Source organism: Enterobacter sp. 168J2 (assembly GCF_034107265.1).
Lineage (GTDB): Bacteria > Pseudomonadota > Gammaproteobacteria > Enterobacterales > Enterobacteriaceae > Enterobacter > Enterobacter nematophilus.
Genome location: NZ_JAWNEB010000004.1, coordinates 352,184 through 378,549 on the forward strand (window position 1 = coordinate 352,184; position 26,366 = coordinate 378,549).

General features: G+C 50.0%; 23 protein-coding genes and 1 pseudogene. All 24 read left to right on the forward strand.

Annotation, left to right across the window (positions count from 1 at the left end; all coding sequences use genetic code 11):
* The first annotated feature begins 24 nt into the window (after nt 1–24).
* Complete coding sequence (gene gmd, locus USG84_RS13950; RefSeq protein WP_003863514.1) at nt 25–1,146, forward strand: GDP-mannose 4,6-dehydratase; 1,122 nt, start codon at nt 25–27, stop codon at nt 1,144–1,146.
* 2 nt (nt 1,147–1,148) lie between these two features.
* On the forward strand, nt 1,149–2,114 hold the full coding sequence (gene fcl, locus USG84_RS13955; RefSeq protein ID WP_151413081.1) for a GDP-L-fucose synthase: 966 nt from the start codon (nt 1,149–1,151) through the stop codon (nt 2,112–2,114).
* A 2-nt stretch (nt 2,115–2,116) separates the two neighbouring features.
* A complete protein-coding gene (locus tag USG84_RS13960; protein WP_061097674.1) occupies nt 2,117–2,596 on the forward strand; it encodes a GDP-mannose mannosyl hydrolase in 480 nt (159 codons plus the stop codon).
* A complete protein-coding gene (gene wcaI / locus USG84_RS13965; protein ID WP_253542734.1) occupies nt 2,593–3,816 on the forward strand; it encodes a colanic acid biosynthesis fucosyltransferase WcaI in 1,224 nt (407 codons plus the stop codon). The genes USG84_RS13960 and wcaI overlap by 4 nt, the downstream gene beginning before the upstream one ends.
* 3 nt (nt 3,817–3,819) lie before the next feature.
* Nucleotides 3,820–5,256 (forward strand): mannose-1-phosphate guanyltransferase, encoded by a 1,437-nt coding sequence (gene cpsB, locus USG84_RS13970; protein WP_252040199.1) that lies wholly within the window; start codon nt 3,820–3,822, stop codon nt 5,254–5,256.
* A 109-nt stretch (nt 5,257–5,365) separates the two neighbouring features.
* Nucleotides 5,366–6,736, forward strand: coding sequence for a colanic acid biosynthesis phosphomannomutase CpsG (gene cpsG / locus USG84_RS13975; RefSeq protein ID WP_061099645.1), 1,371 nt, complete (start codon nt 5,366–5,368; stop codon nt 6,734–6,736).
* Between the two features lie 130 nt (nt 6,737–6,866).
* Nucleotides 6,867–8,261, forward strand: a complete 1,395-nt coding sequence (gene wcaJ / locus USG84_RS13980) for an undecaprenyl-phosphate glucose phosphotransferase (protein WP_061097677.1) — start codon at nt 6,867–6,869, stop codon at nt 8,259–8,261.
* Nucleotide 8,262: 1 nt separating this feature from the next.
* On the forward strand, nt 8,263–9,741 hold the full coding sequence (gene wzxC, locus USG84_RS13985; protein ID WP_151413079.1) for a colanic acid undecaprenyl disphosphate flippase WzxC: 1,479 nt from the start codon (nt 8,263–8,265) through the stop codon (nt 9,739–9,741).
* A gap of 17 nt (nt 9,742–9,758) precedes the next feature.
* Entirely contained in the window at nt 9,759–11,039 is a 1,281-nt protein-coding gene (gene wcaK / locus USG84_RS13990) for a colanic acid biosynthesis pyruvyl transferase WcaK (protein WP_151413078.1), read from the forward strand.
* A complete protein-coding gene (gene wcaL / locus USG84_RS13995; protein WP_061097680.1) occupies nt 11,036–12,256 on the forward strand; it encodes a colanic acid biosynthesis glycosyltransferase WcaL in 1,221 nt (406 codons plus the stop codon). The genes wcaK and wcaL overlap by 4 nt, the downstream gene beginning before the upstream one ends.
* Before the next feature lie 12 nt (nt 12,257–12,268).
* Nucleotides 12,269–13,660 carry a colanic acid biosynthesis protein WcaM gene (wcaM, locus tag USG84_RS14000; protein ID WP_253542727.1) on the forward strand — a complete coding sequence of 464 codons (1,392 nt, stop codon included), beginning with the start codon at nt 12,269–12,271 and terminating at the stop codon, nt 13,658–13,660.
* A gap of 176 nt (nt 13,661–13,836) precedes the next feature.
* The gene (galF, locus tag USG84_RS14005) at nt 13,837–14,733 is read left to right on the forward strand and encodes a GalU regulator GalF (protein ID WP_061097682.1); all 897 of its coding nucleotides are present in this window, start codon (nt 13,837–13,839) and stop codon (nt 14,731–14,733) included.
* Nucleotides 14,734–15,087: 354 nt separating this feature from the next.
* A complete protein-coding gene (gene rfbB / locus USG84_RS14010) occupies nt 15,088–16,170 on the forward strand; it encodes a dTDP-glucose 4,6-dehydratase (protein WP_151413077.1) in 1,083 nt (360 codons plus the stop codon).
* 54 nt (nt 16,171–16,224) lie between these two features.
* Nucleotides 16,225–17,169, forward strand: coding sequence for an NAD-dependent epimerase/dehydratase family protein (locus tag USG84_RS14015; RefSeq protein WP_061097684.1), 945 nt, complete (start codon nt 16,225–16,227; stop codon nt 17,167–17,169).
* Nucleotides 17,169–18,203 (forward strand): MraY family glycosyltransferase, encoded by a 1,035-nt coding sequence (locus USG84_RS14020; RefSeq protein WP_253542724.1) that lies wholly within the window; start codon nt 17,169–17,171, stop codon nt 18,201–18,203. The genes USG84_RS14015 and USG84_RS14020 overlap by 1 nt, the downstream gene beginning before the upstream one ends.
* Entirely contained in the window at nt 18,204–18,764 is a 561-nt protein-coding gene (locus USG84_RS14025) for a sugar O-acyltransferase (protein ID WP_061097686.1), read from the forward strand.
* Nucleotides 18,765–18,802: 38 nt separating this feature from the next.
* Nucleotides 18,803–20,704, forward strand: coding sequence for a nucleoside-diphosphate sugar epimerase/dehydratase (locus tag USG84_RS14030; RefSeq protein ID WP_061097687.1), 1,902 nt, complete (start codon nt 18,803–18,805; stop codon nt 20,702–20,704).
* A 54-nt stretch (nt 20,705–20,758) separates the two neighbouring features.
* Nucleotides 20,759–21,298 (forward strand): dTDP-4-dehydrorhamnose 3,5-epimerase, encoded by a 540-nt coding sequence (rfbC, locus tag USG84_RS14035; protein WP_061097688.1) that lies wholly within the window; start codon nt 20,759–20,761, stop codon nt 21,296–21,298.
* Nucleotides 21,295–22,113, forward strand: a complete 819-nt coding sequence (locus USG84_RS14040; protein WP_253542718.1) for an NAD-dependent epimerase/dehydratase family protein — start codon at nt 21,295–21,297, stop codon at nt 22,111–22,113. Before rfbC ends, USG84_RS14040 begins: the two co-directional genes overlap by 4 nt.
* Nucleotides 22,106–23,365 carry an O45 family O-antigen flippase gene (gene wzx / locus USG84_RS14045; RefSeq protein WP_253542715.1) on the forward strand — a complete coding sequence of 420 codons (1,260 nt, stop codon included), beginning with the start codon at nt 22,106–22,108 and terminating at the stop codon, nt 23,363–23,365. Before USG84_RS14040 ends, wzx begins: the two co-directional genes overlap by 8 nt.
* Nucleotides 23,352–24,326: a glycosyltransferase gene (locus USG84_RS14050; protein ID WP_061097691.1), complete on the forward strand. Its 975-nt coding sequence runs from the start codon at nt 23,352–23,354 to the stop codon at nt 24,324–24,326. The genes wzx and USG84_RS14050 overlap by 14 nt, the downstream gene beginning before the upstream one ends.
* A gap of 1 nt (nt 24,327) precedes the next feature.
* Nucleotides 24,328–25,476 (forward strand): oligosaccharide repeat unit polymerase, encoded by a 1,149-nt coding sequence (locus USG84_RS14055; protein WP_320738312.1) that lies wholly within the window; start codon nt 24,328–24,330, stop codon nt 25,474–25,476.
* Nucleotides 25,469–26,005, forward strand: coding sequence for a serine O-acetyltransferase (locus USG84_RS14060; RefSeq protein WP_253542708.1), 537 nt, complete (start codon nt 25,469–25,471; stop codon nt 26,003–26,005). Before USG84_RS14055 ends, USG84_RS14060 begins: the two co-directional genes overlap by 8 nt.
* 1 nt (nt 26,006) lies before the next feature.
* Nucleotides 26,007–26,366 (forward strand): annotated as a pseudogene (locus USG84_RS14065) (hypothetical protein); the annotation flags it as partial.

Genomic DNA, 26,366 nt, shown 5'->3' on the forward strand with positions numbered 1-26,366 from the left:
ATTCATAAGTAGAGGAATATAAACATGTCTAAAGTCGCTCTCATCACCGGCGTTACCGGGCAGGATGGTTCTTACCTGGCAGAACTGCTGCTGGAGAAAGGGTATGAAGTGCACGGTATTAAACGTCGTGCCTCTTCATTCAACACCGAGCGTGTGGATCACATCTATCAGGATCCGCACGCGGCGAACCCGAAATTCCACCTGCACTACGGCGACCTGACCGATACCTCCAACCTGACCCGCATCCTGCAGGAAGTGCAGCCTGATGAAGTGTACAACCTGGGCGCGATGAGCCACGTAGCGGTCTCCTTCGAGTCCCCGGAATACACCGCTGACGTTGACGCCATGGGTACCCTGCGTCTGCTGGAAGCGATTCGCTTCCTCGGCCTTGAGAAGAAAACCCGCTTCTACCAGGCATCGACCTCCGAGCTGTACGGCCTGGTGCAGGAAATTCCACAGAAAGAGACCACGCCGTTCTACCCGCGTTCTCCGTATGCGGTAGCAAAACTGTACGCCTACTGGATCACCGTGAACTACCGTGAATCTTACGGCATGTACGCCTGTAACGGCATCCTGTTCAACCACGAATCCCCGCGCCGCGGCGAAACCTTCGTGACCCGCAAAATCACCCGCGCTATCGCCAACATTGCTCAGGGTCTGGAATCTTGCCTGCACCTCGGCAACATGGACTCCCTGCGTGACTGGGGCCATGCAAAAGACTACGTGAAAATGCAGTGGATGATGCTGCAGCAGGAACAGCCAGAAGACTTCGTTATCGCGACCGGCGTGCAGTACTCCGTGCGTCAGTTCGTTGAAATGGCCGCGGCGCAGCTGGGCATCAAGCTGCGCTTTGAAGGCACCGGCGTGGAAGAGAAAGGTATCGTTGTGTCCGTGACCGGCCACGACGCGCCGGGCGTGAAGCCAGGCGACGTAATTGTGCAGGTTGACCCGCGCTACTTCCGTCCTGCTGAAGTAGAAACCCTGCTGGGCGACCCAACCAAAGCGCACGAGAAGCTGGGCTGGAAACCTGAAACCACTCTGCAGGAGATGGTTTCCGAGATGGTGGCCAAAGATCTTGAAGCGGCGAAAAAACACTCCCTGCTCAAGTCACATGGCTACGAGGTTGCCATCGCGCTGGAGTCCTGAGAATGACAAAACAACGTATTTTTGTCGCCGGCCATCGCGGAATGGTGGGTTCCGCGATTGTTCGCCAGCTGGAGCAGCGCGGTGACGTAGAGGTGATTGTCCGCACCCGTGACGAGCTGAACCTGCTCGACAGCCGTGCGGTACAGGACTTCTTTGCGAACGAACGCATTGACCAGGTGTATCTGGCGGCGGCGAAGGTGGGCGGCATCGTCGCTAACAACACCTATCCGGCGGATTTCATCTACGAAAACATGATGATCGAGAGCAACATCATTCACGCCGCGCACCTTAACAACGTGAATAAGCTCCTGTTCCTCGGTTCGTCCTGTATTTACCCGAAAATGGCGAAGCAGCCAATCGCCGAGAGCGAGCTGCTGCAGGGTACGCTGGAAGCCACCAACGAGCCGTACGCGATTGCCAAAATTGCCGGGATCAAGCTGTGCGAGTCCTACAACCGTCAGTACAACCGTGACTATCGCTCGGTGATGCCGACCAACCTGTACGGACCGCACGACAACTTCCACCCGAGCAACTCGCACGTGATCCCGGCGCTGCTGCGCCGCTTCCACGAGGCGACCGCCGAGAACGCGCCGGACGTGGTGGTGTGGGGCAGCGGGACGCCGATGCGCGAGTTCCTGCACGTGGACGACATGGCTGCCGCCAGCATTCACGTGATGGAGCTGGATCGCGAGGTGTGGCAGGAGAACACCGAGCCGATGCTGTCGCACATCAACGTGGGTACCGGCGTGGACTGCACCATTCGCGAGCTGGCGCAAACCATCGCGCAGGTGGTGGGCTACAAGGGCCGCGTGGTGTTTGACGCGACTAAACCGGACGGCACGCCGCGCAAGCTGCTGGACGTGACCCGTCTGCATCAGCTGGGCTGGTATCACGAGGTGTCACTGGAGCAGGGGCTGGCCAGCACCTATCAGTGGTTCCTGGAAAACCAGCACCGCTTCCGGGGGTAACGATGTTTTTAAGTCAGGAAGATTTTGCCACGGTGGTGCGTTCCACTCCGCTCATCTCAATTGATTTGATCGTGGAGAACGAACGCGGCGAGTTCTTGCTGGGAAAACGAACCAACCGTCCTGCACAGGGCTTCTGGTTCGTGCCCGGCGGGCGCGTGCAGAAGGATGAGACGCTGGTCGATGCCTTCGAGCGTCTCACTCTGGCAGAGCTTGGCCTGCAGCTGCCAATGGCAGCGGGCCAGTTTTACGGGGTCTGGCAGCACTTCTATGACGATAACTTTTCGGGCACCGGGTTCTCCACGCACTACATCGTGCTGGGGTTCCGCCTGAAGGTGAGTGAGGCAGACCTGCGTCTGCCTGATTCCCAGCATGACGACTACCGCTGGCTAACGCCAGATGCGCTGCTGGCCAGTGAAAATGTGCATGACAACAGCCGTGCCTATTTCCTGGCTGAACGTCAGGCCGGGGTGCCGGGCCTATGAAGATCCTCGTGTACGGAATTAACTACTCGCCGGAGCTAACCGGCATCGGGAAATACACCGGCGAGATGGTGGAGTGGATGGCGAGCCAGGGACATGACGTGCGGGTCATTACCGCGCCGCCGTACTACCCGGAGTGGAAAGTGGGGGAGCGCTACTCAAGCTGGCGCTACCGTCGCGAAGAGGGTGCAGCGATCGTCTGGCGCTGCCCGCTCTACGTACCGAAGCAGCCTTCGACGCTGAAACGGTTAATTCATCTGGGCAGCTTTGCCCTGAGCAGCTTCTTCCCGCTGATGGCGCAGCGTCGCTGGAAGCCGGATCGCATTATTGGCGTGGTGCCGACGCTGTTCTGCACGCCGGGCATGCGCCTGCTGGGCAAACTCTCCGGCGCGCGAACGTTGCTGCACATTCAGGATTACGAAGTCGACGCGATGCTGGGCCTGGGGATGGCAGGCAAAGGCAAGGGCGGCAAGGTGGCGAAACTCGCCAGCGCCTTTGAGCGCAGCGGGCTGCATAACGTGGATTACGTTTCGACGATCTCACGCTCGATGATGAACAAGGCGCAGGAAAAGGGCGTCCCGGCGGAGAAGGTGATCTTCTTCCCGAACTGGTCCGAAGTGACGCGTTTTCGCGACGTGACGGAGCAAGACGCGCAGGCGCTGCGCGCCCGGCTCGGTTTGCCTGAAGACCAAAAAATCATTCTTTACTCAGGCAACATCGGCGAAAAGCAGGGGCTGGAGAGCGTTATTGAAGCAGCTCAGCTGCTGAGCGAACAGCCGTGGACGTTTGTGATTGTCGGGCAGGGCGGGGGAAAAGCGCGGCTGGAGAAGATGACCGGCGAACGCGGCCTGACCAACGTGAAGTTTTTCCCGCTGCAGTCTTACGACGCGTTGCCTGCGCTGCTGAAGATGGGCGACTGCCATCTGGTGGTGCAAAAGCGCGGCGCGGCGGATGCGGTGCTGCCGTCCAAGCTGACCAACATTCTGGCAGTGGGCGGTAACGCGGTGATTACGGCGGAAGCCGAAACAGAATTAGGCCAGCTGTGTGACAGCTATCCGGGGATTGCCGTGTGCGTGGAGCCGGAATCGGTCCCGGCGCTGGTCACCGGCATTGAGCAGGCACTCGCCATGCCAAAAGTGAACACGGTGGCACGTGAATATGCCGAACGCACGCTTGAGAAAGAGAACGTGCTGAGCCAATTTATTGCAGATATACGGGGATAAATCATGAGTCAAACCACTTTGTATCCGGTTGTGATGGCTGGTGGCTCTGGTAGCCGGTTGTGGCCGCTGTCCCGCGTGCTCTATCCAAAACAGTTCCTCTGCCTGAAAGGGGATCTCACCATGCTGCAGACGACGGTAAACCGTCTGCACGGCGTGGAGTGTGAAAGCCCGGTGGTGATTTGTAACGAACAGCACCGCTTTATCGTTGCCGAGCAGCTGCGTCAGCTGAACAAGCTCACGGAAAACATCATCCTGGAGCCTGCCGGTCGCAACACCGCGCCTGCTATCGCCCTGGCGGCGCTGGCGGCAAAACGCAGCAGCCCTGACTGTGACCCGCTGATGCTGGTCCTGGCGGCTGACCACGTTATCCAGCAGGAAGACGCCTTCCGCGACGCGGTGCGTGCCGCGATCCCTTACGCCGAGAGCGGCAAGCTGGTGACCTTCGGCATCGTGCCGGATCTGCCGGAAACCGGCTACGGCTACATCCGTCGCGGCAGCGTAACGCCGGGCGAAGGCGACAGCGTGGCGTTTGACGTGGCGCAGTTTGTCGAAAAACCGAATCTCGAAACCGCCCAGGCCTATGTCGCCAGCGGTGAATATTACTGGAACAGCGGGATGTTCCTGTTCCGCGCCGGACGCTATCTGGAAGAGCTGCGCAAATACCGTCCGGATATTCTGAGCGCCTGCGAGAAAGCGATGGCGGTGGTGGACCCGGATCTCGACTTTATCCGCGTGGATGAAGAGGCGTTCCTCGCCTGCCCGGAAGAATCTATCGACTACGCGGTGATGGAACGCACGGCTGACGCCGTCGTGGTACCGATGGACGCAGGCTGGAGCGACGTTGGCTCCTGGTCCTCCCTCTGGGAGATTAGCGCCCATACCCCGGAGGGTAACGTCCATCACGGCGATGTGATTAGCCACAAAACCGAAAACAGCTACGTTTACGCCGAATCCGGCCTGGTGACCACCGTCGGGGTGAAGGATCTGGTGGTTGTCCAGACCAAAGACGCCGTGCTGATTGCCGACCGTAACGCCGTGCAGGACGTTAAAAAAGTGGTTGAGAAGATCAAGGCCGACGGCCGTCACGAGCACCACATTCACCGTGAAGTGTACCGTCCGTGGGGTAAGTATGACTCCATCGACGCGGGTGACCGCTATCAGGTGAAGCGCATCACCGTGAAGCCGGGCGAGGGGCTCTCTGTGCAGATGCACCATCATCGCGCTGAACACTGGGTGGTGGTGGCGGGTACCGCCAAAGTCACCATCGACGGCGAAGTGAAGCTGCTGGGCGAGAACGAGTCCATTTATATTCCACTGGGCGCCACGCACTGTCTGGAAAACCCGGGGAAAATCCCACTCGACTTAATTGAGGTGCGCTCCGGCTCGTATCTGGAAGAGGACGATATTGTGCGCTTCCAGGATCGCTACGGGCGCGTGTAGCACTCCGCATCATGCCCGGCGGCGCTGCGCCTGCCGGGCCTACGAATGACAAAAATAAATTTGGCCATTAAGTGGTCAGGGCCAACTGTTGCCTGAAAAAGAGGTCATCATGGAAAAATTAACCTGTTTTAAAGCCTACGATATTCGCGGCAAGCTGGGCGAAGAGCTGAATGAAGACATCGCGTGGCGCATTGGCCGCGCGTACGGCGAATATTTAAAACCTAAGACCATCGTGCTGGGCGGCGACGTGCGTCTGACCAGCGAATCCCTGAAGCTGGCGCTGGCAAAAGGGCTGCAGGACGCGGGCGTGGACGTGCTGGATATCGGCCTGTCCGGGACCGAAGAGATTTACTTTGCCACCTTCCACCTCGGCGTGGACGGCGGTATCGAAGTGACCGCCAGCCATAACCCGATGGACTACAACGGCATGAAGCTGGTGCGCAAGGGCGCGCGTCCCATCAGCGGCGACACCGGCCTGCGCGACGTGCAGCGTCTGGCGGAAGCCAACGATTTCCCGCCGGTGAACGACGCGAAGCGCGGCAGCTATAAGCAGATTAACCTGCAGAAAGAGTACATCGACCACCTGCTGGGCTACATCAACGTGGCGAACCTCAAGCCGCTGAAGCTGGTTATCAACTCCGGTAACGGCGCGGCCGGCCCGGTGGTGGATGCGCTGGAAGCGCGCTTTAAGGCGCTGAACGTGCCGGTGACCTTCGTCAAGGTACACAACACCCCGGACGGCAACTTCCCGAACGGTATTCCTAACCCGCTGCTGCCGGAGTGCCGCGACGACACCCGCAACGCGGTGATTGAGCACGGCGCGGACATGGGCATCGCCTTTGACGGCGATTTCGACCGCTGCTTCCTGTTCGACGAGAAAGGGCAGTTCATCGAGGGCTATTACATTGTCGGCCTGCTGGCGGAAGCGTTCCTCGAGAAAAATCCGGGGGCGAAGATCATTCATGACCCGCGCCTCTCCTGGAACACCGTTGACGTGGTGTCAGCGGCAGGCGGCACGCCGGTGATGTCCAAAACCGGTCACGCGTTTATTAAAGAGCGTATGCGCGAAGAAGACGCCATCTACGGCGGCGAGATGAGCGCCCATCACTACTTCCGCGATTTTGCCTACTGCGACAGCGGGATGATCCCGTGGCTGCTGGTGACCGAACTCCTGTGCCTGAAGGGGAAAACCCTGGGCGAGCTGGTGCGCGACCGCATGGCGGCGTTCCCGGCGAGCGGGGAGATCAACAGCAAGCTGGCGCAGCCGGCCGAGGCCATTGCCCGCGTGGAGCAGCACTTTGCCCTTCACGCGCTGGAAATTGACCGTACCGACGGCATCAGCATGGCGTTCCCGCAGTGGCGCTTTAACCTGCGCTCGTCCAATACCGAGCCGGTGGTGCGCCTGAACGTGGAATCCCGCGCTGACACGGCGCTGATGGAAGCCCGAACGAAGGACATTCTGGCGCTGTTGAATCAGTAATACGAAAACCTGAAGTCTGCCCCTCACCCTAACCCTCTCCCCAAAGGGGAGAGGGAACTTGAACACCCTCTCCCCTATGGGGAGAGGGCTGGGGTGAGGGGTAAGGTTTTGGTTGAATAAAGGAACAACGATGACGAATCTAAAAAAACGCGAACGAGCGAGAACGAATGCATCGTTAATCTCTATGGTGCAGCGTTTTTCTGATATCACCATCATGGTCGGTGGATTGTGGGCGGTGTGTCGGATTAGCGGCCTGCCGTTCTTATATATGCATCTGCTGATGGCCCTGATTGCGCTGGTCGTGTTTCAGATGATCGGCGGGATGACCGATTTCTACCGCTCGTGGCGCGGCGTGAAAATGACCACCGAACTGATGCTGTTGCTGCAGAACTGGACCCTGAGCCTGATCTTCAGCGCGGGTCTGGTGGCGTTCAGCCATGATTTTGACAACCGCTTCGTAACCTATCTCTGCTGGTACCTGTTAACCAGCGTCGGCATGGTAGTGTGCCGTTCCCTGATCCGCTTTGGCGCGGGCTGGCTGCGTAACCGCGGCTATAACCGTCGTTTCGTCGCCGTAGCGGGTGATTTACCGGTCGGAAGAGTGCTGCTCGACAGCTTCCGCAAAGAGCCGTGGTTAGGGTTTGAAGTGGTGGGGATTTACCACGACGCGAAGCCGGGCGGCGTACCTGCGGACTGGGCGGGCAATTACGCGCAGCTTATTGAAGACGCGAAGGCCGGCAAAATTCATAACGTCTACATCGCCATGCAGATGAAGGACGAATCCCGCATTAAGCAGCTGATGCGCGAGCTGGCGGACACCACCTGCTCGGTGATCCTCATCCCTGACGTCTTTACCTTCAATATTCTGCACTCCCGCATTGAAGAGGTGAACGGCGTGCCGGTGGTACCGCTGTACGACACGCCGCTGTCGGGTATTAACCGCGTGCTCAAGCGCGTGGAAGATATCGTGCTCTCTTCGCTGATTTTACTGCTTATTTCCCCGGTGCTGTGCTGCATTGCCCTGGCGGTGAAGCTGAGCTCTCCCGGCCCGGTCATCTTCCGTCAGACCCGCTACGGCATGGACGGTAAGCCGATCATGGTGTGGAAATTCCGCTCCATGAAGGTGATGGAGAACGACAAGGTGGTGACCCAGGCGACGCAGAACGATCCGCGCGTCACCCGCGTGGGCAACTTCCTGCGCCGCACTTCGCTTGACGAGCTGCCGCAGTTCATCAACGTCTTTACCGGCGGCATGTCGATTGTTGGCCCGCGTCCGCACGCCGTGGCGCATAACGAGCAGTATCGCTCGCTGATTGAAGGCTACATGCTGCGCCACAAGGTAAAACCGGGCATTACCGGCTGGGCGCAAATCAACGGCTGGCGCGGCGAGACCGACACGCTGGAAAAAATGGAAAAACGCATCGAGTTCGATCTGGAGTACATCCGCGAGTGGAGCCTCTGGTTCGATATCAAGATTGTTTTTCTGACCATCTTCAAAGGCTTCGTGAACAAAGCGGCGTACTAAGATGAGCTTACGTGAAAAAACCATCAGCGGCGCCAAGTGGTCGGCCATGGCCACCATCGTCATCATTGGCCTCGGCCTGGTGCAGATGACGGTGCTGGCGCGCATTATTGATAATCACCAGTTCGGCCTGCTGACCGTCTCGCTGGTGATTATCGCGCTGGCCGATACGCTGTCTGACTTTGGTATCGCCAACTCCATTATCCAGCGCAAAGAGATTAGCCATCTCGAGCTGACCACGCTCTACTGGCTGAACGTCGGGCTGGGCATTTTCGTGTTTGTGCTGGTCTTCCTGCTGAGCGACATCATCGCCAGCGTGCTGCACAACCCGGATCTCGCCCCGCTGATGAGCACGCTGTCGTTTGCCTTTGTGGTGATCCCTCACGGCCAGCAGTTCCGCGCGCTGATGCAGAAAGAGCTGGAGTTCAACAAGATCGGCATGATCGAGACCAGCGCGGTGCTGGCGGGCTTTACCTTCACCGTGGTGAGCGCCCATTTCTGGCCGCTGGCGATGACCGCCATCCTCGGCTACCTGGTTAACTCTGCCGTGCGTACGCTGCTGTTCGGCTACTTTGGCCGCAAGATTTACCGTCCGGGGCTGCATTTCTCTCTCGCGTCTGTTTCGTCCAACCTGCGCTTTGGCGCGTGGCTGACGGCGGACAGCATCATTAACTACGTGAACACCAACCTCTCGACGCTGGTGCTGGCGCGCATCCTGGGCGCGAGCGTGGCGGGCGGCTACAACCTGGCCTATAACGTTGCGGTTGTTCCTCCTATGAAGCTCAACCCAATTATCACCCGCGTGCTGTTCCCGGCGTTCGCCAAGATTCAGGACGACACCGAGAAGCTGCGCGTCAATTTCTACAAGCTGCTTTCCGTGGTGGGGATTATTAACTTCCCGGTGCTGCTGGGGCTGATGGTGGTGTCCAGCAACTTCGTGCCTCTGGTGTTTGGCGAGAAGTGGAACGGCATCATCCCGATCCTGCAGCTGCTGTGCGTGGTGGGGCTGCTGCGCTCCGTGGGGAATCCGATTGGTTCTCTGCTGATGGCGAAGGCGCGCGTGGATATCAGCTTTAAGTTCAACGTGTTCAAAACCTTCCTGTTTATTCCGGCGATTATCGTCGGCGGGCATATGGCGGGCGCCATTGGCGTCACGCTGGGCTTCCTGCTGGTGCAGGTAGTCAATACCGTTCTGAGCTACTTCATCATGATCAAGCCGGTGCTGGGCTCCAGCTACCGTCAGTACATCCTGAGCCTGTGGCTGCCGTTCTATCTCTCATTGCCAACCCTGGCGGTGAGCTACGGCCTGGGCATTATCCTCCGCGGGCATCTGCCGCTGGCCGCGCTGCTGGCGGTGCAGGTTGCCGCGGGGGCGCTGGCGTTTGGCGTGATGATTGTGCTGTCGCGCAACGCGCTGGTGGTAGAGATGAAGCGCCAGTTTTGCCGTAACGAAAAAATGAAAATGCTGCTTCGCGCAGGCTAGTTCTTTAAGAGGCCATTATGAAATTATTAATTCTTGGCAACCATACCTGCGGCAACCGTGGCGACAGCGCCATCCTGCGCGGTTTACTGGATGCAATTAACACCCTTAAGCCTGAGACTGAAGTGGACGTGATGAGCCGTTATCCGGTCAGCTCATCCTGGTTACTGAACCGCCCGGTGATGGGGGACCCGCTCTACAGCCAGATGAAACAGCACAACAACGCCGCGGGCGTGATGGGGCGCGTGAAGAAAGTGCTGCGCCGTCGCTACCAGCATCAGGTGCTGCTTTCCCGCGTGACCGATACCGGTAAGCTGCGCAACATCGCGATCGCGCAGGGCTTTACCGATTTCGTACGTCTGCTGTCCGGCTATGACGCCATTATTCAGGTTGGCGGCTCGTTCTTCGTCGATCTCTACGGCGTGCCGCAGTTTGAGCATGCGCTGTGCACGTTCATGGCGAAAAAGCCGCTGTTTATGATCGGCCACAGCGTCGGGCCCTTCCAGGATCCGCAGTTTAACCAGCTGGCAAATTACGTGTTTGGCCACTGCGACGCGCTGATCCTGCGCGAATCGGTCAGCCTCGACATGATGAAGCGCAGCGAAATTGACACCTCTAAAGTTGAACACGGCGTGGATACCGCCTGGCTGGTGGATCACCAGGACGATAACTTCCAGCCGAGCTACGCGGTGCAGCACTGGCTCGACGTGACGGCGAAACAGAAAACCGTCGCGATTACCCTGCGTGAACTCGCCCCGTTCGATAAGCGTCTTGGCACCACCCAGGCAGCCTATGAGAAAGCGTTCGCCGACGTGGTGAACCGCGTGCTGGACAGCGGTTACCAGGTGCTGGCGCTCTCAACCTGTACCGGCATCGACAGCTACAACAAAGATGACCGCATGGTGGCGCTGAACCTGCGCAACCTGGTGAACGATCCGTCCCGCTACCACGTGGTGATGGACGAGCTGAACGACCTGGAGATGGGCAAGCTGCTAGCAGCCTGCGACCTGACCGTCGGCACCCGTCTGCATTCGGCGATTATCTCCATGAACTTCGGTACGCCAGCCATCGCCATTAACTATGAGCACAAGTCCGCCGGGATTATGCAGCAGCTGGGCATGCCGGAGATGGCCGTGGATATTCGTCATCTGCTGGACGGATCGCTCGGTGCAATGGTGGGGGACACCCTGGGTCAACTCCCTGCGATCAATGAACGTCTGGCGGTGGCGGTGAAAGCCGAGCGCGAGAAGGGCATTGGTATGGTGAAATCGGTACTTGACCGCGTGCGGGAGGGGAAATGAAGGTTGGTTTCTTCTTACTGAAATTTCCGCTGTCGTCTGAGACCTTTGTACTGAACCAAATCACCGCGTTTATCGATATGGGATATGACGTGGAGATCGTCGCCCTGCAGAAGGGCGACACCAAAAATACCCATGCGGCGTATACCCAGTATGGGCTGGAGGCGAAGACCCGCTGGCTGCAGGACGAACCGGCCGGGAAGTTGAGCAAGCTGCGCTATCGGGCCAGCCAGACGTTACGCGGGATCCACCGCGCGTCCACGTGGCGCGCGCTGAACGTTTCCCGCTATGGATCGGAATCTCGCAATTTAATTCTGTCGGCCATCTGCGGGCAAACGGCGCAGCCGTATCGCGCCGACGTGTTTATCGCCCACTTTGGCCCGGCGGGCGTCACCGCCGCGAAACTGCGTGAGCTGGGCGTAATTGACGGCAAAATTGCGACCATCTTCCACGGTATCGACATTTCCAGCCGCGAGGTGCTGAACCACTACACGCCGGAGTATCAGCAGCTTTTCCGCCGCGGCGACATGATGCTGCCCATCAGCGACCTGTGGGCCGGACGCCTGAAAAGCATGGGCTGCCCGGGAGAAAAAATTGCCGTGTCGCGGATGGGCGTGGATTTAACGCGCTTTACCCGCCGCCCGGTTAAGGTGCCGGGAAAACCGCTGCAGATCATCTCCGTGGCCCGTCTGACCGAGAAGAAAGGTCTGCACGTGGCGATTGAAGCCTGCCGACAGCTGAAGGCGCGCGGGGTGGCGTTCCACTATCGCATTCTCGGCATTGGGCCGTGGGAGCGTCGTCTGCGCACGCTGATCGAACAGTATCAGCTGGACGATGTCGTGGAGATGCCGGGCTTCAAGCCGAGCCATGAGGTCAAGGCCATGCTCGATGAAGCAGACGTGTTCCTGCTGCCTTCGGTAACGGGCGCCGATGGCGATATGGAAGGCATTCCGGTGGCGCTGATGGAGGCGATGGCCGTGGGGATCCCGGTGGTATCCACCCTGCACAGCGGGATCCCGGAGCTGATCAAATCTGACCATTCCGGCTGGCTGGTGCCGGAGAATAACGCGATGGCGCTTGCGGATCGATTAGCTGCCTTCAGCGACATCGACCAGCAGGCGCTGGAGCCCGTGCTCCACAATGCCCGACAAAAAGTTGAAACCGATTTTAACCAGCAGGTGATCAATCGCCAGTTAGCGAGCCTGCTGCAAACGCTGTAACGCCGAGGTTGTATGCTGAAAAAGATTACCCGACGCACCTTTGTCTCTTCTCTGTCCGTTCTGGCGGCTACGCCGCTCCTGTCGTCCCGCATCGCGCGGGCGGCAAGCGGAAAGACGGTCTCCATTAATCAATACAATAACAACGACTGGATCGCCGCCTTTAAGCAGGCGTTTAAGGACGGTGACACCGTCGTTGTCCCGGCCGGGCTTACCTGTGAAAACATCAATAAGGGCATTTTCATTCCTGACGGGAAAACGCTGCTGATCCGCGGGGCGTTAACCGGCAACGGACGCGGTCGCTTTGTGCTGCAGGAAGGCTGCAAAGTGATCGGTGAAGGCGGCGGGCGCACGGAGAACATTACGCTCGACGTTCGCGGCTCTGACTGTGCGATCAAAGGGCTGGCAATGAGCGGGTTTGGTCCGGTAACGCAGATCTACATTGGCGGCAAAAAACCTCGCGTGATGCGCAATCTGGTGATTGATAACATCAGCGTGACCCAGGCAAACTACGCCATCCTGCGCCAGGGCTTTCACAATCAGGTTGACGGTGCCCGCATCACCAACAGTAAATTCAGCCATCTGCAGGGCGATGCGATCGAGTGGAATGTGGCCATCAATGACAGCAATATCCTTATCTCCGATCATGTGATCGATAACATCAACTGCACCAACGGCAAGATCAACTGGGGCATCGGCATCGGCCTCGCCGGCAGCACCTACGATAACGACTACCCGGAAAAACAAACCGTTAAGAACTTCGTGGTGGCAAATATCACCGGCAGCAACTGTCGCCAACTGGTGCACGTTGAGAACGGAAAACATTTTGTTATCCGCAATATTAAAGCAAAAAATATTACCCCCGATTTCAGTAAAAAGGCGGGTATAGATAACGCCACGGTGGCTATTTATGGCTGTGATAATTTCATTATTGATAATGTCGACATGGTAAACAGTGCCGGAATGTTAATCGGCTATGGGGTGATAAAAGGCGATTATTTGTCCATCCCGCAGAACTTCAAGCTTAACAATATTCATCTGGATAATCGTCAGCTTGCGTATAAGCTGCGCGGAATACAAATTTCATCCGGTAACGCGACCTCCTTTGTAGCGATCACCAACATGGAGATGAAGCGGGCGACGCTTGAGCTGCACAACAAGCCGCAGCATCTTTTCTTACGTAATATCAACGTGATGCAGGAGGCTGCCATTGGCCCCGCGCTGAAGATCAACTTCGACCTGCGTAAAGATGTGCGGGGTAAATTTATGGCCAAAGATGAAACCTTGCTGTCGCTGGCGAACATCAAAGCTGTGAATGAGAAGGGGCAGAGTTCGGTGGATATTGACCGGGTGGATCAGCAGGTAGTGAATGTGGAAAGGCTGAATTTTGCGCTTCCGCACAGATAATCGACAATTTTCTTTTTTGAGACTATTCCTGGCAAAGAAGTGTGATCTATTCAGATTACAACTACAGAAATTTGTGGGGCTAAGGCGTAACATTACCTGAGGATTACGGCAAATCATGCTGGCGAAAACAGGTTTAAGAGCTATAATTCGTCAACCATTTTAAGGTGGAAGAAATAATGATTAATTTGAAAGCAGTCATTCCGGTAGCAGGCCTGGGCATGCATATGCTGCCCGCCACAAAAGCCATTCCTAAAGAAATGCTGCCGATCGTCGACAAACCGATGATTCAATACATCGTCGACGAGATTGTTGCTGCAGGGATCAAAGAAATCGTCCTGGTTACCCATTCGTCCAAGAATGCGGTTGAGAACCACTTCGACACCTCTTACGAACTCGAAGCGCTGCTTGAGCAGCGCGTCAAACGCCAGCTGCTGGCAGAAGTGCAGTCTATCTGTCCGCCGGGCGTGACCATTATGAACGTGCGTCAGGCGCAGCCGCTGGGTCTTGGGCACTCGATTTTGTGTGCCCGTCCGGTTGTGGGTGATAACCCATTCATCGTTGTTCTCCCGGACATCATCATCGATAACGCTTCAGCCGATCCGCTGCGTTACAATCTGGCGGCAATGGTGGCACGTTTCAATGAAACGGGCCGTAGCCAGGTGCTGGCGAAACGCATGAAGGGAGACCTCTCCGAATACTCCGTTATCCAGACGAAAGAACCGCTGGAGACGGAAGGGCAGGTGAGCCGCATCGTTGAATTTATCGAAAAACCGGATCAGCCGCAGACGCTGGATTCGGATCTGATGGCGGTTGGCCGTTATGTTCTTAACGCCGATATCTGGGCCGAGCTGGAAAAAACTGAGCCGGGCGCCTGGGACCGTATCCAGTTGACCGATGCAATAGCCGCGCTGGCGAAAAAACAGTCTGTTGACGCGATGCTGATGACCGGTGACAGCTACGACTGCGGTAAGAAGCTGGGATACATGCAGGCGTTTGTGAACTATGGGCTGCGCAACCTGAAGGAAGGGGCGAAGTTCAGAAACAGGATTGAGAAGCTGTTGGCTGAAGACTGATATTCCTGCCACGCCCTGAACAAACGGCAGTCGTCATTTTGGTGTATTGAAACATAACCAAAATGATGACTGCCGTTTTTTGTTATTAATTTTAATGATTACATAGAGTTATCTGATTCAAATCTCAGCAGCTTTGTAGCGATTTGTGCTTGTTTCTGAGGTCATTTAGGACGACAATTAACGCCAGTTTTTGTCTGTAACCAGACAAGTAAAATCATTTAATCAAACATCGCTCAGTGCACTGGTAGCTGTTAAGCCAGGGGCGGTAGCGTGCTCAATTTCTGAAACCGTTAATAAATGCTCATGTTTCAGAACGCCAGTATCCAGACATATACACTAGACGGAACAGATAACGTGAAAATTCTTGTAACGGGCGGGGCTGGTTTTATCGGCTCAGCGGTTGTACGACATATTATTAAAAATACCCAGGACGACGTCGTCAATGTGGACAAGCTGACCTATGCCGGCAACCTTGAGTCGCTTAATGAAGTCAGCGACAGCGACAGATATGTTTTTGAACGTGCGGATATTTGCGACAAAGACGCCATGGATCGCATCTTCGCAAAGCATAAGCCTGATGCGGTAATGCACCTTGCCGCTGAAAGTCACGTCGATCGTTCCATTACCGGCCCGGCAGCGTTTATCGAAACCAATATCGTCGGCACTTATGTCCTTCTGGAAGCCGCCCGTGCGTACTGGTCCACGCTGGATGAGCAGGCGAAGAAAGCGTTTCGTTTCCATCACATCTCTACCGACGAAGTGTATGGAGATTTGCCGCATCCAGATGAGCATCCTGCATCAACTGAGCTGCCGCTCTTCACTGAAACGACCGCGTATGCCCCCAGCAGTCCGTATTCAGCCTCAAAAGCCTCCAGCGATCATCTCGTTCGTGCCTGGATGCGCACCTACGGTTTCCCGACCATCGTCACCAACTGTTCAAATAACTATGGTCCGTACCATTTCCCGGAAAAACTGATCCCGCTGGTTATCCTGAATGCGCTGGACGGTAAAGCACTGCCTATTTACGGGAAGGGCGACCAGATTCGTGACTGGCTGTATGTAGAAGATCATGCGCGTGCACTCTATACCGTGGTCACCCAAGGGAAACCGGGGGAGACATACAATATTGGTGGACACAACGAAAAGCAGAACCTGGATGTGGTGCATACGATTTGCGATCTACTTGATGAGATTGTGCCTAAAGAGGGTTCGTATCGCGATCAGATTACGTATGTAGCTGACCGTCCAGGCCATGACCGCCGCTATGCGATTGATGCGCATAAAATTGGTGCTGAGTTGGGATGGACGCCGCAGGAGACCTTTGAAAGCGGGATACGTAAAACCGTTGAATGGTATTTGGCAAACACGACATGGGTAGAAAACGTTAAAAGCGGTAATTATAAATCCTGGATTGCACAAAATTATCAAAATCGTTAAGTGCTATCCGCTTATGATATTTGTTTATAGTTAATTAGCTGATAGGGGATGACAATGAAAGTTTTAGTGACAGGGGGGACTGGTTTTCTCGGTACTGCTTTAGTCAAATCGTTAAGAACGGCAGGTCATCAGGTAATTTTCACTACGCGTCGAGAGGAAAATATCGAACAGGGAATGTATAATCTTGGCGATATTTCGGCTCAAACGAATTGGACTACGCTTTTACAAGGTTGTGATACTGTCATTCATACCGCAGGAAGAGCACATATCCTTAAAGATGATGCCGAAGATGCGCTGACAGAATTTCGTCGTGTTAACCATGATGCGACAATGAAATTAGCTAATGACGCTGCGAACTGTGGCGTAAAACATTTCATCTTCGTAAGTTCAATTGGAGTAAATGGTAATTCCACATCGGGAATACCGTTCAGTGAATCGACACCTGCCAGACCAACGTCAGATTATGCAATTTCCAAGCTGGAAGCCGAGGAAAGCCTTCTCAAGGCATTTTCTGGTAGTAATATGGCAATAACAATCGTTCGTCCGGCTTTAATCTGTGGTCCAAATGCTCCGGGTAATATTCAACGCTTATTAAAGTTAGTGTCTAAAAACCTGCCTCTGCCTTTTAAGTCAGTAAAAAATAAGCGCGCCCTTGTTTCACTGGACAATGTTGTGAGCTTTATAAGCGAATGCACAACAAATGAAAAGTCAAAAAATGAACTTTATCTTTTGGCTGACCAGGAGCATCCATCAACTGAAGAAATGATTACGGCATTTTCTGCCGGGATGGGCATGACAGCGCGTATCGTTTATTTCCCTCAGGCATTACTTAAAATTTTTCTTTCAGCAATGAGGAAGAAAAGTATATATGACCAACTGTATGGCGATTTGGAAGTCGACTCAACGAAATCAAGAGAACAGCTTGAATGGACTCCACCCGTTACATTGCAGGAAACGATGGTAAAAACAGCGAAGAATTTTATTGAAGGTAAAAAATAATGTTGTATCTGGGGATTGTCATTTTTGCATTCTTTATCTCATGCGTGATGACCTGGGGTTTAAGGTTGTACGCCATCAAGAACAATGTGATCGATCAGCCAAACCAAAGAAGCTCACACAGTGTGCCGACGCCGCGTGGTGGAGGGGTGGCTATAGTATTAACATTATTAGCTGCATTACTATGGTTGGTACTGACAAAACATATCTCTCATGAGACATTTTTAGGCTTCTTCGTGCCCGGCTTATTGATTGCGGTTATCGGTTTTCTCGATGATCATGGACACATTGCTGCGCGCTGGCGTTTGCTGATGCATTTCTTAGCAGCAGCAATAGGTCTCTATTTCTTAGGAACGTTTCCGGATATTGATATATTTGGCTATGTCGTATCTTTGTCATGGTTTGGAATAATCATAGGAAGCGTCTATCTAGTGTGGATGTTGAATCTATATAACTTTATGGATGGCATAAATGGTCTTGCAAGTTCTCAAGCCATTACCTTTACTCTTAGCAGTGTCGCGATAATAACGCTTAGCCAAAATAGTGGCTCCACTGATGCGATGACGATGATTGCTCTGGCTCTCGCTGGGGCCGCCTCCGGATTCATTGTGTGGAACTTCCCTGTGGCAAAAATTTTCATGGGTGATGCTGGAAGTGGTTTTTTAGGTATTACCATTGGCCTGATGATTCTTTATTTTGCAAAGCTAGACTCACATGTCTTGTTCGCAGAACTTTGCCTGCTTGGTATTTTTATTGTTGATGCTACCACAACCTTGCTTCGAAGATTACTTGCAGGTAAAAAGGTTTATGAAGCACATGCAAGCCATTGCTATCAAATTCTTGCCCGTAAATATATGAGCCATGTTCCGGTAACATTGGTGGCGATTGCAATAAATATTGTGTGGTTGTTCCCAATTGCATACTTAATTATTTCTGCAAAAGTAGATGGAATTGTTGGCATTATTATCGCGTGGCTACCATTGATATTTATCGCTTTCAAATGTGGTGCTGGAGTCAAAGACAAAGAGAACGCATAAATGAATGATCTGGTCATTATAGGAGCTGGAGGGCATGGACGCACGCTGTACGAAACTGCTACCCTTTTAGGGTATGAAAATATTGTATTCCTCGATGATAATGAATCGCGCTTAAATACTTCAGAGATGCATGTTATTGGGAAAACATCAGATCTTAATCTCTTTGCGAACACTGCCAAACATATTGTTATAGGCATTGGCAATAATAAGCTAAGAGAAGTATTCCACCATCAGCTTCAAAGTTTAAATATCACTCCTACAACGCTGGTACACCCCTTTGCATTTGTGAGTCCGTCCGCTACCTTGGGGAGCGGGAGCGTAGTTTTAGCCGGTGCAGTTATTGGCGCAAACTCAACCTTAGGAGTAGGTACGATAGTTAATAGTCATTCGACGGTGGATCATGATTCGACGCTTGGTGATTTTGCCCACTTAGGTGTTGGCGTGCATCTTGCTGGTGGTGCGAATATTGGGAAATCGGCTTTTCTGCAAGCGGGAACAGTGGGTGGATATAGTGCAACAGTGGATGAGCATGCCATATGCCTTCCCGGTACTATTTTATAAATTAATAGCAAGCTTTAACGAGGCGACTAGTTTTTAGTATGCTAACTTATTTAATTTCTTTGCCAAGACCAATAAAACGGATTATTACACTCTCCATTGATGTTGTTTTGTTAACGTGTGCATTTTGGTTTGCATTTTGGGTTCGTATTGATTCTATGACACCGTTAACTAGTGTATCCCACTGGTTACTGCTCACATCGATAATAGTAATCACTCTTGCCATCTTTGTAAAACTAGGGCTTTATAGAGCTGTAATACGTTATATTACTGCGAAAATACTGCTTGTTGTTTCTCTTGGAATGCTAATTTCGTCGTTGCTCCTGATTATCGCAGCTTTTTACACAAACCTCTATCTTCCAAGAACCATCCCCTTTATCTATTTCTCGTTCGGGGTATTGCTTGTGGCGGGCTCGCGCCTTGGAATGAGAATGCTAGTTAATCGTGGCTTAAAATTGGGAACCCGCGTCATCATATATGGAGCCGGAGCTTCGGGACGACAATTACTTCCCGCGTTGAGTCAGATGGATGAATACTATCCCGTTGCGTTTGTTGACGACAATCGCTCATTACAGGGGCAGGTTATCCATGGTGTAAGTGTGTTTTCGCCAGAGAAATTGGCATGGCTAATCGAGAAATATGAGGCCAAGAAAATTCTGCTGGCGATGCCAAGTGCAAGCCGTGCGAGAAAAAATGAGGTGATTTCTACCCTCGAGGGACTCCCTTGCGAGGTGCTTTCGATTCCGGGAATGGTTGACCTGGTTGAAGGAAAAGCGAGAATCGATGCTTTACGTAAAGTAGTGATTACAGATCTGCTAGGTCGCGACCCTGTTTCACCGATCCCTGAATTAGTCTCAAAAAATATTCTTGATAAAACGGTCATGGTCACTGGCGCAGGAGGCTCTATTGGCTCTGAACTATGCCGACAAATTATCAAAAATAAACCTTCACAACTAATTCTTTTCGAGTTATCAGAATACTCGCTTTATTCTATTGATTCTGAACTTAGAAATTTAATTCTGACGCAATCCCTGAATACTAAGATTTACCCAATTTTAGGTAACGTTCAGGATATGGAACATCTCGAAAGGCTAATCAAGGCATTTAACGTTGAGACTATATACCATGCGGCAGCCTATAAGCATGTTCCGCTAGTTGAATTCAATGTTATTGACGGTGTCCGTAACAATATCTTTGGAACTTTGTGCTGTGCTCAAGCTGCCGAAAATTGTGGCGTCGAAAGTTTTGTTCTTATCTCTACAGATAAAGCTGTGCGGCCAACAAACACCATGGGTGCGACAAAGCGTATGGCGGAGCTGATTCTGCAGGCCCTGGCATCAGAATCGAGTAAAACCTGCTTCAGCATGGTCCGGTTCGGGAATGTGTTAGGTTCGTCTGGTTCGGTTGTACCCCTATTTGAAAAACAAATCGCTGCTGGTGGTCCGGTGACATTAACGCACCCTGATATCACCCGTTATTTCATGACCATTCCTGAAGCAGCTCAGCTTGTGATCCAGGCTGGAGCAATGGGTAGTGGGGGAGATGTTTTTGTGCTGGATATGGGCGACCCGGTTAAAATTATTGATCTCGCTCACCGCATGATTGCCTTGCAGGGACTTTCCGTCCGCGATGATAAAAATCCTTATGGTGATATTGCTATCAAAACGACGGGGCTGCGGCCTGGTGAGAAGCTTTATGAAGAGCTATTAATAGGCGATAACGTCTCTATAACACAGCATCCACGAATTAAAACGGCTAATGAAGTTATGCTTCCCTGGAGTGAAATGAAAAATATTCTTGCAGAGTTGGATATCTCGTGTCGCACCTTTGATTATGAGCAGGTGCGCAAAATATTGCTAAATGCACCTACTGCATTTAATCCTACTGATGACATCTGTGACTTACTCTGGAAAGAAAACAATCAAGTCAGTACCAAAATCTGAAATTAACTCACAAAGTAGATGGGAAAGAGATTCTTTCCCACCGAAGGATTTATAATGAACGTAATTCAAACCCCTTTAAAAGATTGTGTAATCATTGAGCCTAAGGTTTTTGGTGATTCTCGAGGTTTTTTTCTTGAAGCCTGGCATAAAGAAAAATATGAAGATGCAGGAATTAAAGGTATTTTTGTACAGGATAATCGCTCACGTTCGAGTCAAAATGTTCTACGTGGACTGCATTTCCAGAAAACGAAGCCTCAGGGTAAATTAGTTAGCGTAATCAGCGGTGAGGTTTATGATGTTGCAGTGGATCTTCGCCAAGATTCTGATACGTTTGGCCAATATGTTGGTGTACTTCTTTCAGGCGAGAAGAATAACCAATTATATGTTCCCCCTGGGTTTGCCCATGGATTTTGCGTATTAAGCGATTATGCTGATTTCCACTATAAGTGTACTGATTTTTACGATCCAAAGGATGAAGGTGGGATTATCTGGAATGATCCGGATATTGCGATTGACTGGCCGATAACATCACCACTCCTCTCTGAAAAAGACATCAAATTAATTACACTCGCTGAGTACAAGAAAACGTTATGAAAGCACATTATACAGTGATCGGTGGACGTGGTTTCATTGGTAGTGAAATCGTGGAAAACCTTCTGGCTATGGGCGAAAAAGTTGAAGTCCCGCCGCGCGATGATAAGACTCTTTTTGATAGAGATCTGGGCATTGTCATCTATGCTGCTGGCAATGGTGATTGTGCAAACACACCGTTTGATGTATATAAATCAAACACCGAGTTGCTGGCAACAATTTTGGAACGCGCTCAATTCTCGAAATTAATCTATATTTCATCAACGCGCGTATATATGGAACAAGATAGCGCGTCGGAAAATGATAATCTTACGGTATGCAGTAGCGATAACCGAAGACTTTTTAATCTTACTAAACTGGTAAGTGAAGAGTTATGCCTTAAAAGCAACCGAGATACGATTATTGTCAGACCTAGTAACGTTTACGGTTTGGCATTAAAAAGTAAGCTATTTCTGCCAAGCATAATTAGAAATGCAATATCAAACAAACATATTGATATGTATGTTGCGCCTGCATATGCAAAAGATTATGTCTCAGTTACGGATGTTGCAGAAATGATTTACCTCATCAGCCGTAAGAATGAACATGACATCTACAACATTGCTTCTGGTGTAAATACCACAGCATCTGATATTGCAGATTTAATTGCGAATAAAACTGGCTGTACGATTGAATGGCATGACGGTTTCAAAGGTGAGTATTTCCCTCCTACGGATAATACCAGAACTATAAATGAGTTCGGCTATGTCTATAAAAATGTATTGTCTGATATAGAAATAATGATTGATAACTTTAAAAAGAATATGACAGATGTCTAATTTTTTCTTGTCAGCGATTAGAAAAATTGTGGCGGATGAAGATAAAAGAAAAGTCTTTGTGAACTTTTTTTATCTTAGCCTCGAGAGAATCACTCAACTCGTTATCATTATTATTATTAACAGATTATTGATAAATCATTATAATTTTGGTGATTTCAGTAGCTGGCAATATTCTCTCGTTATTCTGGCTATATTCATGACAGGTACATGGATCTGTGGGGCTGAGGTGGTTATTCCTAAATTGCTGGATGCACCATCAAAAATAAACTCCACTATGAGCAACGTGATTTTATTGCGTCTAGCGGCAGGAGTTTTCGTTGCATTGTGCATGGTGGCATGGGGAATCTTTGCAGCCAGTGGACTGTCCAGACAGTTCATTATTGGTTTGGCCATATCTGTTGCATTACGAGAAACTTTTATTGTAGGTTTAACATGGTACCAAAGCCAGGCTCGTCTAAAATTACCTTGCCTCGTGTTGATGTTCGCTGCAATAATTAAACTCATTGTCATTTATATTGGTGTAAGGAATCAATTACCAATAAATTATCTTTGGGTGGCATGGGTTATTGAATCCCTTTTACCTTGTGGCTTTATCTTTTATACTTTCAGAAAAGCTACAGGATTTAAATTCGTGAAGGTTGATTCTGAGATTTTCTCGTATTTTAAGATTGGTGTCGCCGTATGGTTTTGTTTGATTATGCAGCAGGTTACCATGAAATTTGATCGAGTATATCTCGAAGGGAAAATTTCTGGAGAAACGTATTCGAACTATGCAGCAGCACTTCAGTTAGTCGATAACTGGTATGCAATATGTATTCTGTTTGTTCAGGCAATCGCACCAATTTTTATATTTAAATTTATTGATATTACAACAATAAAAAGAAAATTGCCGTTCTGTATTTTCGCTACGCTTGCAGTAACCTGTGCTGGCGCACTTTTTACAACAGTTCTTGCAGACATGATTATTCACGTCCTTTATGGTGCAAAACTCGTTTACGCATATAGTTTTTTAAAAACATTTGTCTGGTTAACACCAATTTTAGCTATAGATCAGTTGCTCAGTATGGTTCTAATTAGAATGAAGCAGTTAAAAAAATTAGCTATTAAGTGGTTGATAGCCTTCTGCCTGGTAGTGGCTATTGTTCCTGCCATTTTCCATTATATGGGGGTGGGTAACATCGTCATCGGTTTAGCAGTAGTCTACGCCTTTAATATAATTTATTCTACGAGGTGCATTAGTGCAGTACAATGATAAGATTTCAATAGTGGTCCCTGCTTACTGTGAACCATCGAAAGTTAAGCGCTTCATGGATGCTATACTGAATATTGATTATCCAAACAACCTTGTCGAATTAATTCTTATTGACGATTGTAGTCCGATTTCACTTGCAGAAATCGCAGGCTCGTATGCGGAAGCGTTTAAAGATAAGATAAATTTTTTATTCCACAGGAACCAAAAAAATTCTGGCAGGGCAATTTCCCGTAACGTGGGTATTTCTCTCGCGACAAATTCGTTGATAATGTTTATTGATATTGACAACCTGCTTGAACCTAACGCATTAAAAATGATCGTTTCCTTTTTCCATGGCAAGAGCTATACAGCAGCCAGAATTAACATAAGAATCGATCCCGCCAGACTCAACACTAGCAATTATCTCCGCTATTTTGACAGTCGTTATCTGGGGGCGCGTAACATGCCTGAAGGAATTATAAGCACTCGTTTCTTCGCAAGTGACGGCATTATCCTGACGCGAGATATAATTGATACAATTGGCGGTTTTGATGAGACCTTCTATCATTATGGCTGCGAAGATGAGGAACTTGGCATCCGAGTTTCAAAAGCAAAGTATGACTTTTATTTTTTACCCGATGCAAGAGCAGAAGATAGTGATACCCCAACTTTGCGCAGAGCTTCGGAAAGAATGGTTGTGTATGCATCAAAATCTTTCCCTGTTTTGAAAGAAAAACATCCGGAATGCGTGAAGGACAGTCTCTTTTCATCTTACGAAGTGATGTTGGAAGATACAAAACTACTTAGTAAACTACTCATAAAGACTATACATATTCTCCCACTAACAACGACACGAAAAATACTGCTCTGGTTGTGTGATAAATTAGATTCAAAAACGATTAAAATACCCGATTTTGTGTATAAGGTCGTATTGGCACTTTCATATATTGAAGGTGGAAGACTTCGACAGCTGAGGATGTAGGATGAGTATTTTTTTAATGTCCCCAGGGTTTGTATATGCTTCAGTTTGGCTGTTCACAATTTTCTTATATTCGCTTGGGTTGACGACTAATATTAGCCCTCTCTCAAGTGAGATGATGGTGTTTTTGTCAATCAATATTGTTCTGGGTTTGATTTTTTCACTTCCATTTATCACTCCTGGCAGTATTAATCATGTCCGTCTTAAAGATATTATGCCATCTTGGCGAGCGACTAAAATATGGCTCATAATTTGGTGCTTTGCGATAATACCTGATGTGGTTGTTGCTGGTGGGATCCCAATGATTATGCAATTTAGGGGCGGCTATAACTATACCGAGTTCGGCATACCAACATATCATGGGATAGTTAATATGCTATTCCTTTTTGTTTTTCCGTCACTATATTATCATTTTCTTTTATCAAAACGTAAAAGTATTCTGCTGATAATTCTATTAATGAGCATCTGGGAAATGCTGGTCTTCAGACGTGGTATTCTAATGTCTGGCCTCGTGGAAATATTCTTTTTATTCTTTATTTATAAAAAATTAACGAAAAAGATGTTTGTTTATACTGTATTTTCAGTGGTTACAATAGTTCTACTTTTTGGAGCAGTAGGAGATATCAGGGGTGCTGAAAATCCTTATCAATATTTGTTGTCACCCCAAGGCCAATTCTTGTCGAGTCTGCCTTCAGGATTTACATGGTTTTATGTCTATGTTACTGCGGGTCTTGCAAATCTCGCCTATAACTTTGCGGATATAGTACCAGTATACGATTTTACAAGCTTCCAGGACCTTTTCCCCAGTGTTATCCGAAATCTCATTTATAGTGATTTAGGATTCCATGATACCATGGCGTTAGTAGATGATAATGCCAACGTTTCAACAATGTTTGAAAAGCTAATGCCCGATCTTGGCATCGCGGGCTCCCTAATAGTGGTTACATGTTTACTTCTGCTTTTCAGTGTTGCCTACAAGAACTTGCTGAAGTCATATCGTTTTAGTTTATTTCCTTATGCGATTGCAATGCAATGTGCAATATTTAGTGGCTTTTATAATTTGTTTTTTATTCAGACATATTTCTTACTTTTCATTGTAACTCTTATTCTTGTGAGAATTAAAATATTTACAGGGAGTCATCCTAATGTTTGAGTTAGTTAAGGAAGATGTACTGAGATATTACAAACTGAGCGGGCGTAATAAATCAAAAGTATCTTTTTTAGGTATCATATCAGCTTTTATTGGAATGAAAATGACTCCAGTTATTTTATACCGCATGAGTCATTTTTGCTATAAGAAAAGAATTCCCGTTTTAGGGAAGTTTTTATCGCTAATCAATTTCATTATTTTTGGGGTTGAAATTGCTTCAAATTGCGAAATAGGTGGTGGTTTTTTTATTCCTCACTCGCAGGGTGTTGTTATTGGTGCATCTAAAATTGGTGTTAACGCAACAATCTACCAGCAGGTCACGCTGGGTGCGAAAAATATCGATATTCCATTTAATCATGCTAATCGCCCCGTTTTAGGTGATAATGTAGTAATTGCATCTGGGGCTAAAGTTCTTGGTGGTATTCGAATTGGTGACAACGTTATTGTCGCTGCTAATGCTGTTGTAATGCATTCCTGTGATGACAATGTGCTACTTGTAGGCATTCCGGCCATTGTGAAGAAGAGTATTTGAAATGAACGTGTTGTTTTTATGTCCTCGCTTTTTTAATTATGAAACCGAAATATCTGATGGATTAAGGCGAGCCGGTGCTACCGTTGATTATTTCGATGAAAAGCCATTTAATAACGTTTTTTTTAAAATATTGCTTAGGCTTTGGAAAGATAATAATTTTCTTAAACGCATTTCAGACGCGTATTTTGAGAGGATTTTGCTTCAAACAAGAGATGATTATGATTATGTCATAGTGCTTAAAGGTGAGTCTCTTGATAGAAAAAACCTACTAAAGTTCAAAAATAAATTTAAGAATGCTCAATTCATTTACTACGCATGGGATTCTATTAAAAATTATCCTCATATTCAGGAATATCTAAAC

Bases quoted from the DNA above. Each gene is read 5' to 3' on its own strand.
- USG84_RS14015 (WP_061097684.1), top strand. From the start codon at position 16,225: ATGAAAGTTTTAGTGACAGGGGGGACTGGTTTTCTCGGTACTGCTTTA.
- wcaI (WP_253542734.1), top strand. From the start codon at position 2,593: ATGAAGATCCTCGTGTACGGAATTAACTACTCGCCGGAGCTAACCGGC.
- USG84_RS13960 (WP_061097674.1), top strand. From the start codon at position 2,117: ATGTTTTTAAGTCAGGAAGATTTTGCCACGGTGGTGCGTTCCACTCCG.
- gmd (WP_003863514.1), top strand. From the start codon at position 25: ATGTCTAAAGTCGCTCTCATCACCGGCGTTACCGGGCAGGATGGTTCT.
- wcaJ (WP_061097677.1), top strand. From the start codon at position 6,867: ATGACGAATCTAAAAAAACGCGAACGAGCGAGAACGAATGCATCGTTA.
- galF (WP_061097682.1), top strand. From the start codon at position 13,837: ATGATTAATTTGAAAGCAGTCATTCCGGTAGCAGGCCTGGGCATGCAT.
- USG84_RS14055 (WP_320738312.1), top strand. From the start codon at position 24,328: ATGAGTATTTTTTTAATGTCCCCAGGGTTTGTATATGCTTCAGTTTGG.
- rfbC (WP_061097688.1), top strand. From the start codon at position 20,759: ATGAACGTAATTCAAACCCCTTTAAAAGATTGTGTAATCATTGAGCCT.
- wzxC (WP_151413079.1), top strand. From the start codon at position 8,263: ATGAGCTTACGTGAAAAAACCATCAGCGGCGCCAAGTGGTCGGCCATG.
- wcaK (WP_151413078.1), top strand. From the start codon at position 9,759: ATGAAATTATTAATTCTTGGCAACCATACCTGCGGCAACCGTGGCGAC.
- USG84_RS14025 (WP_061097686.1), top strand. From the start codon at position 18,204: ATGAATGATCTGGTCATTATAGGAGCTGGAGGGCATGGACGCACGCTG.
- USG84_RS14030 (WP_061097687.1), top strand. From the start codon at position 18,803: ATGCTAACTTATTTAATTTCTTTGCCAAGACCAATAAAACGGATTATT.
- USG84_RS14040 (WP_253542718.1), top strand. From the start codon at position 21,295: ATGAAAGCACATTATACAGTGATCGGTGGACGTGGTTTCATTGGTAGT.
- cpsB (WP_252040199.1), top strand. From the start codon at position 3,820: ATGAGTCAAACCACTTTGTATCCGGTTGTGATGGCTGGTGGCTCTGGT.
- USG84_RS14020 (WP_253542724.1), top strand. From the start codon at position 17,169: ATGTTGTATCTGGGGATTGTCATTTTTGCATTCTTTATCTCATGCGTG.
- wcaL (WP_061097680.1), top strand. From the start codon at position 11,036: ATGAAGGTTGGTTTCTTCTTACTGAAATTTCCGCTGTCGTCTGAGACC.
- fcl (WP_151413081.1), top strand. From the start codon at position 1,149: ATGACAAAACAACGTATTTTTGTCGCCGGCCATCGCGGAATGGTGGGT.
- USG84_RS14060 (WP_253542708.1), top strand. From the start codon at position 25,469: ATGTTTGAGTTAGTTAAGGAAGATGTACTGAGATATTACAAACTGAGC.
- cpsG (WP_061099645.1), top strand. From the start codon at position 5,366: ATGGAAAAATTAACCTGTTTTAAAGCCTACGATATTCGCGGCAAGCTG.
- wcaM (WP_253542727.1), top strand. From the start codon at position 12,269: ATGCTGAAAAAGATTACCCGACGCACCTTTGTCTCTTCTCTGTCCGTT.
- wzx (WP_253542715.1), top strand. From the start codon at position 22,106: ATGTCTAATTTTTTCTTGTCAGCGATTAGAAAAATTGTGGCGGATGAA.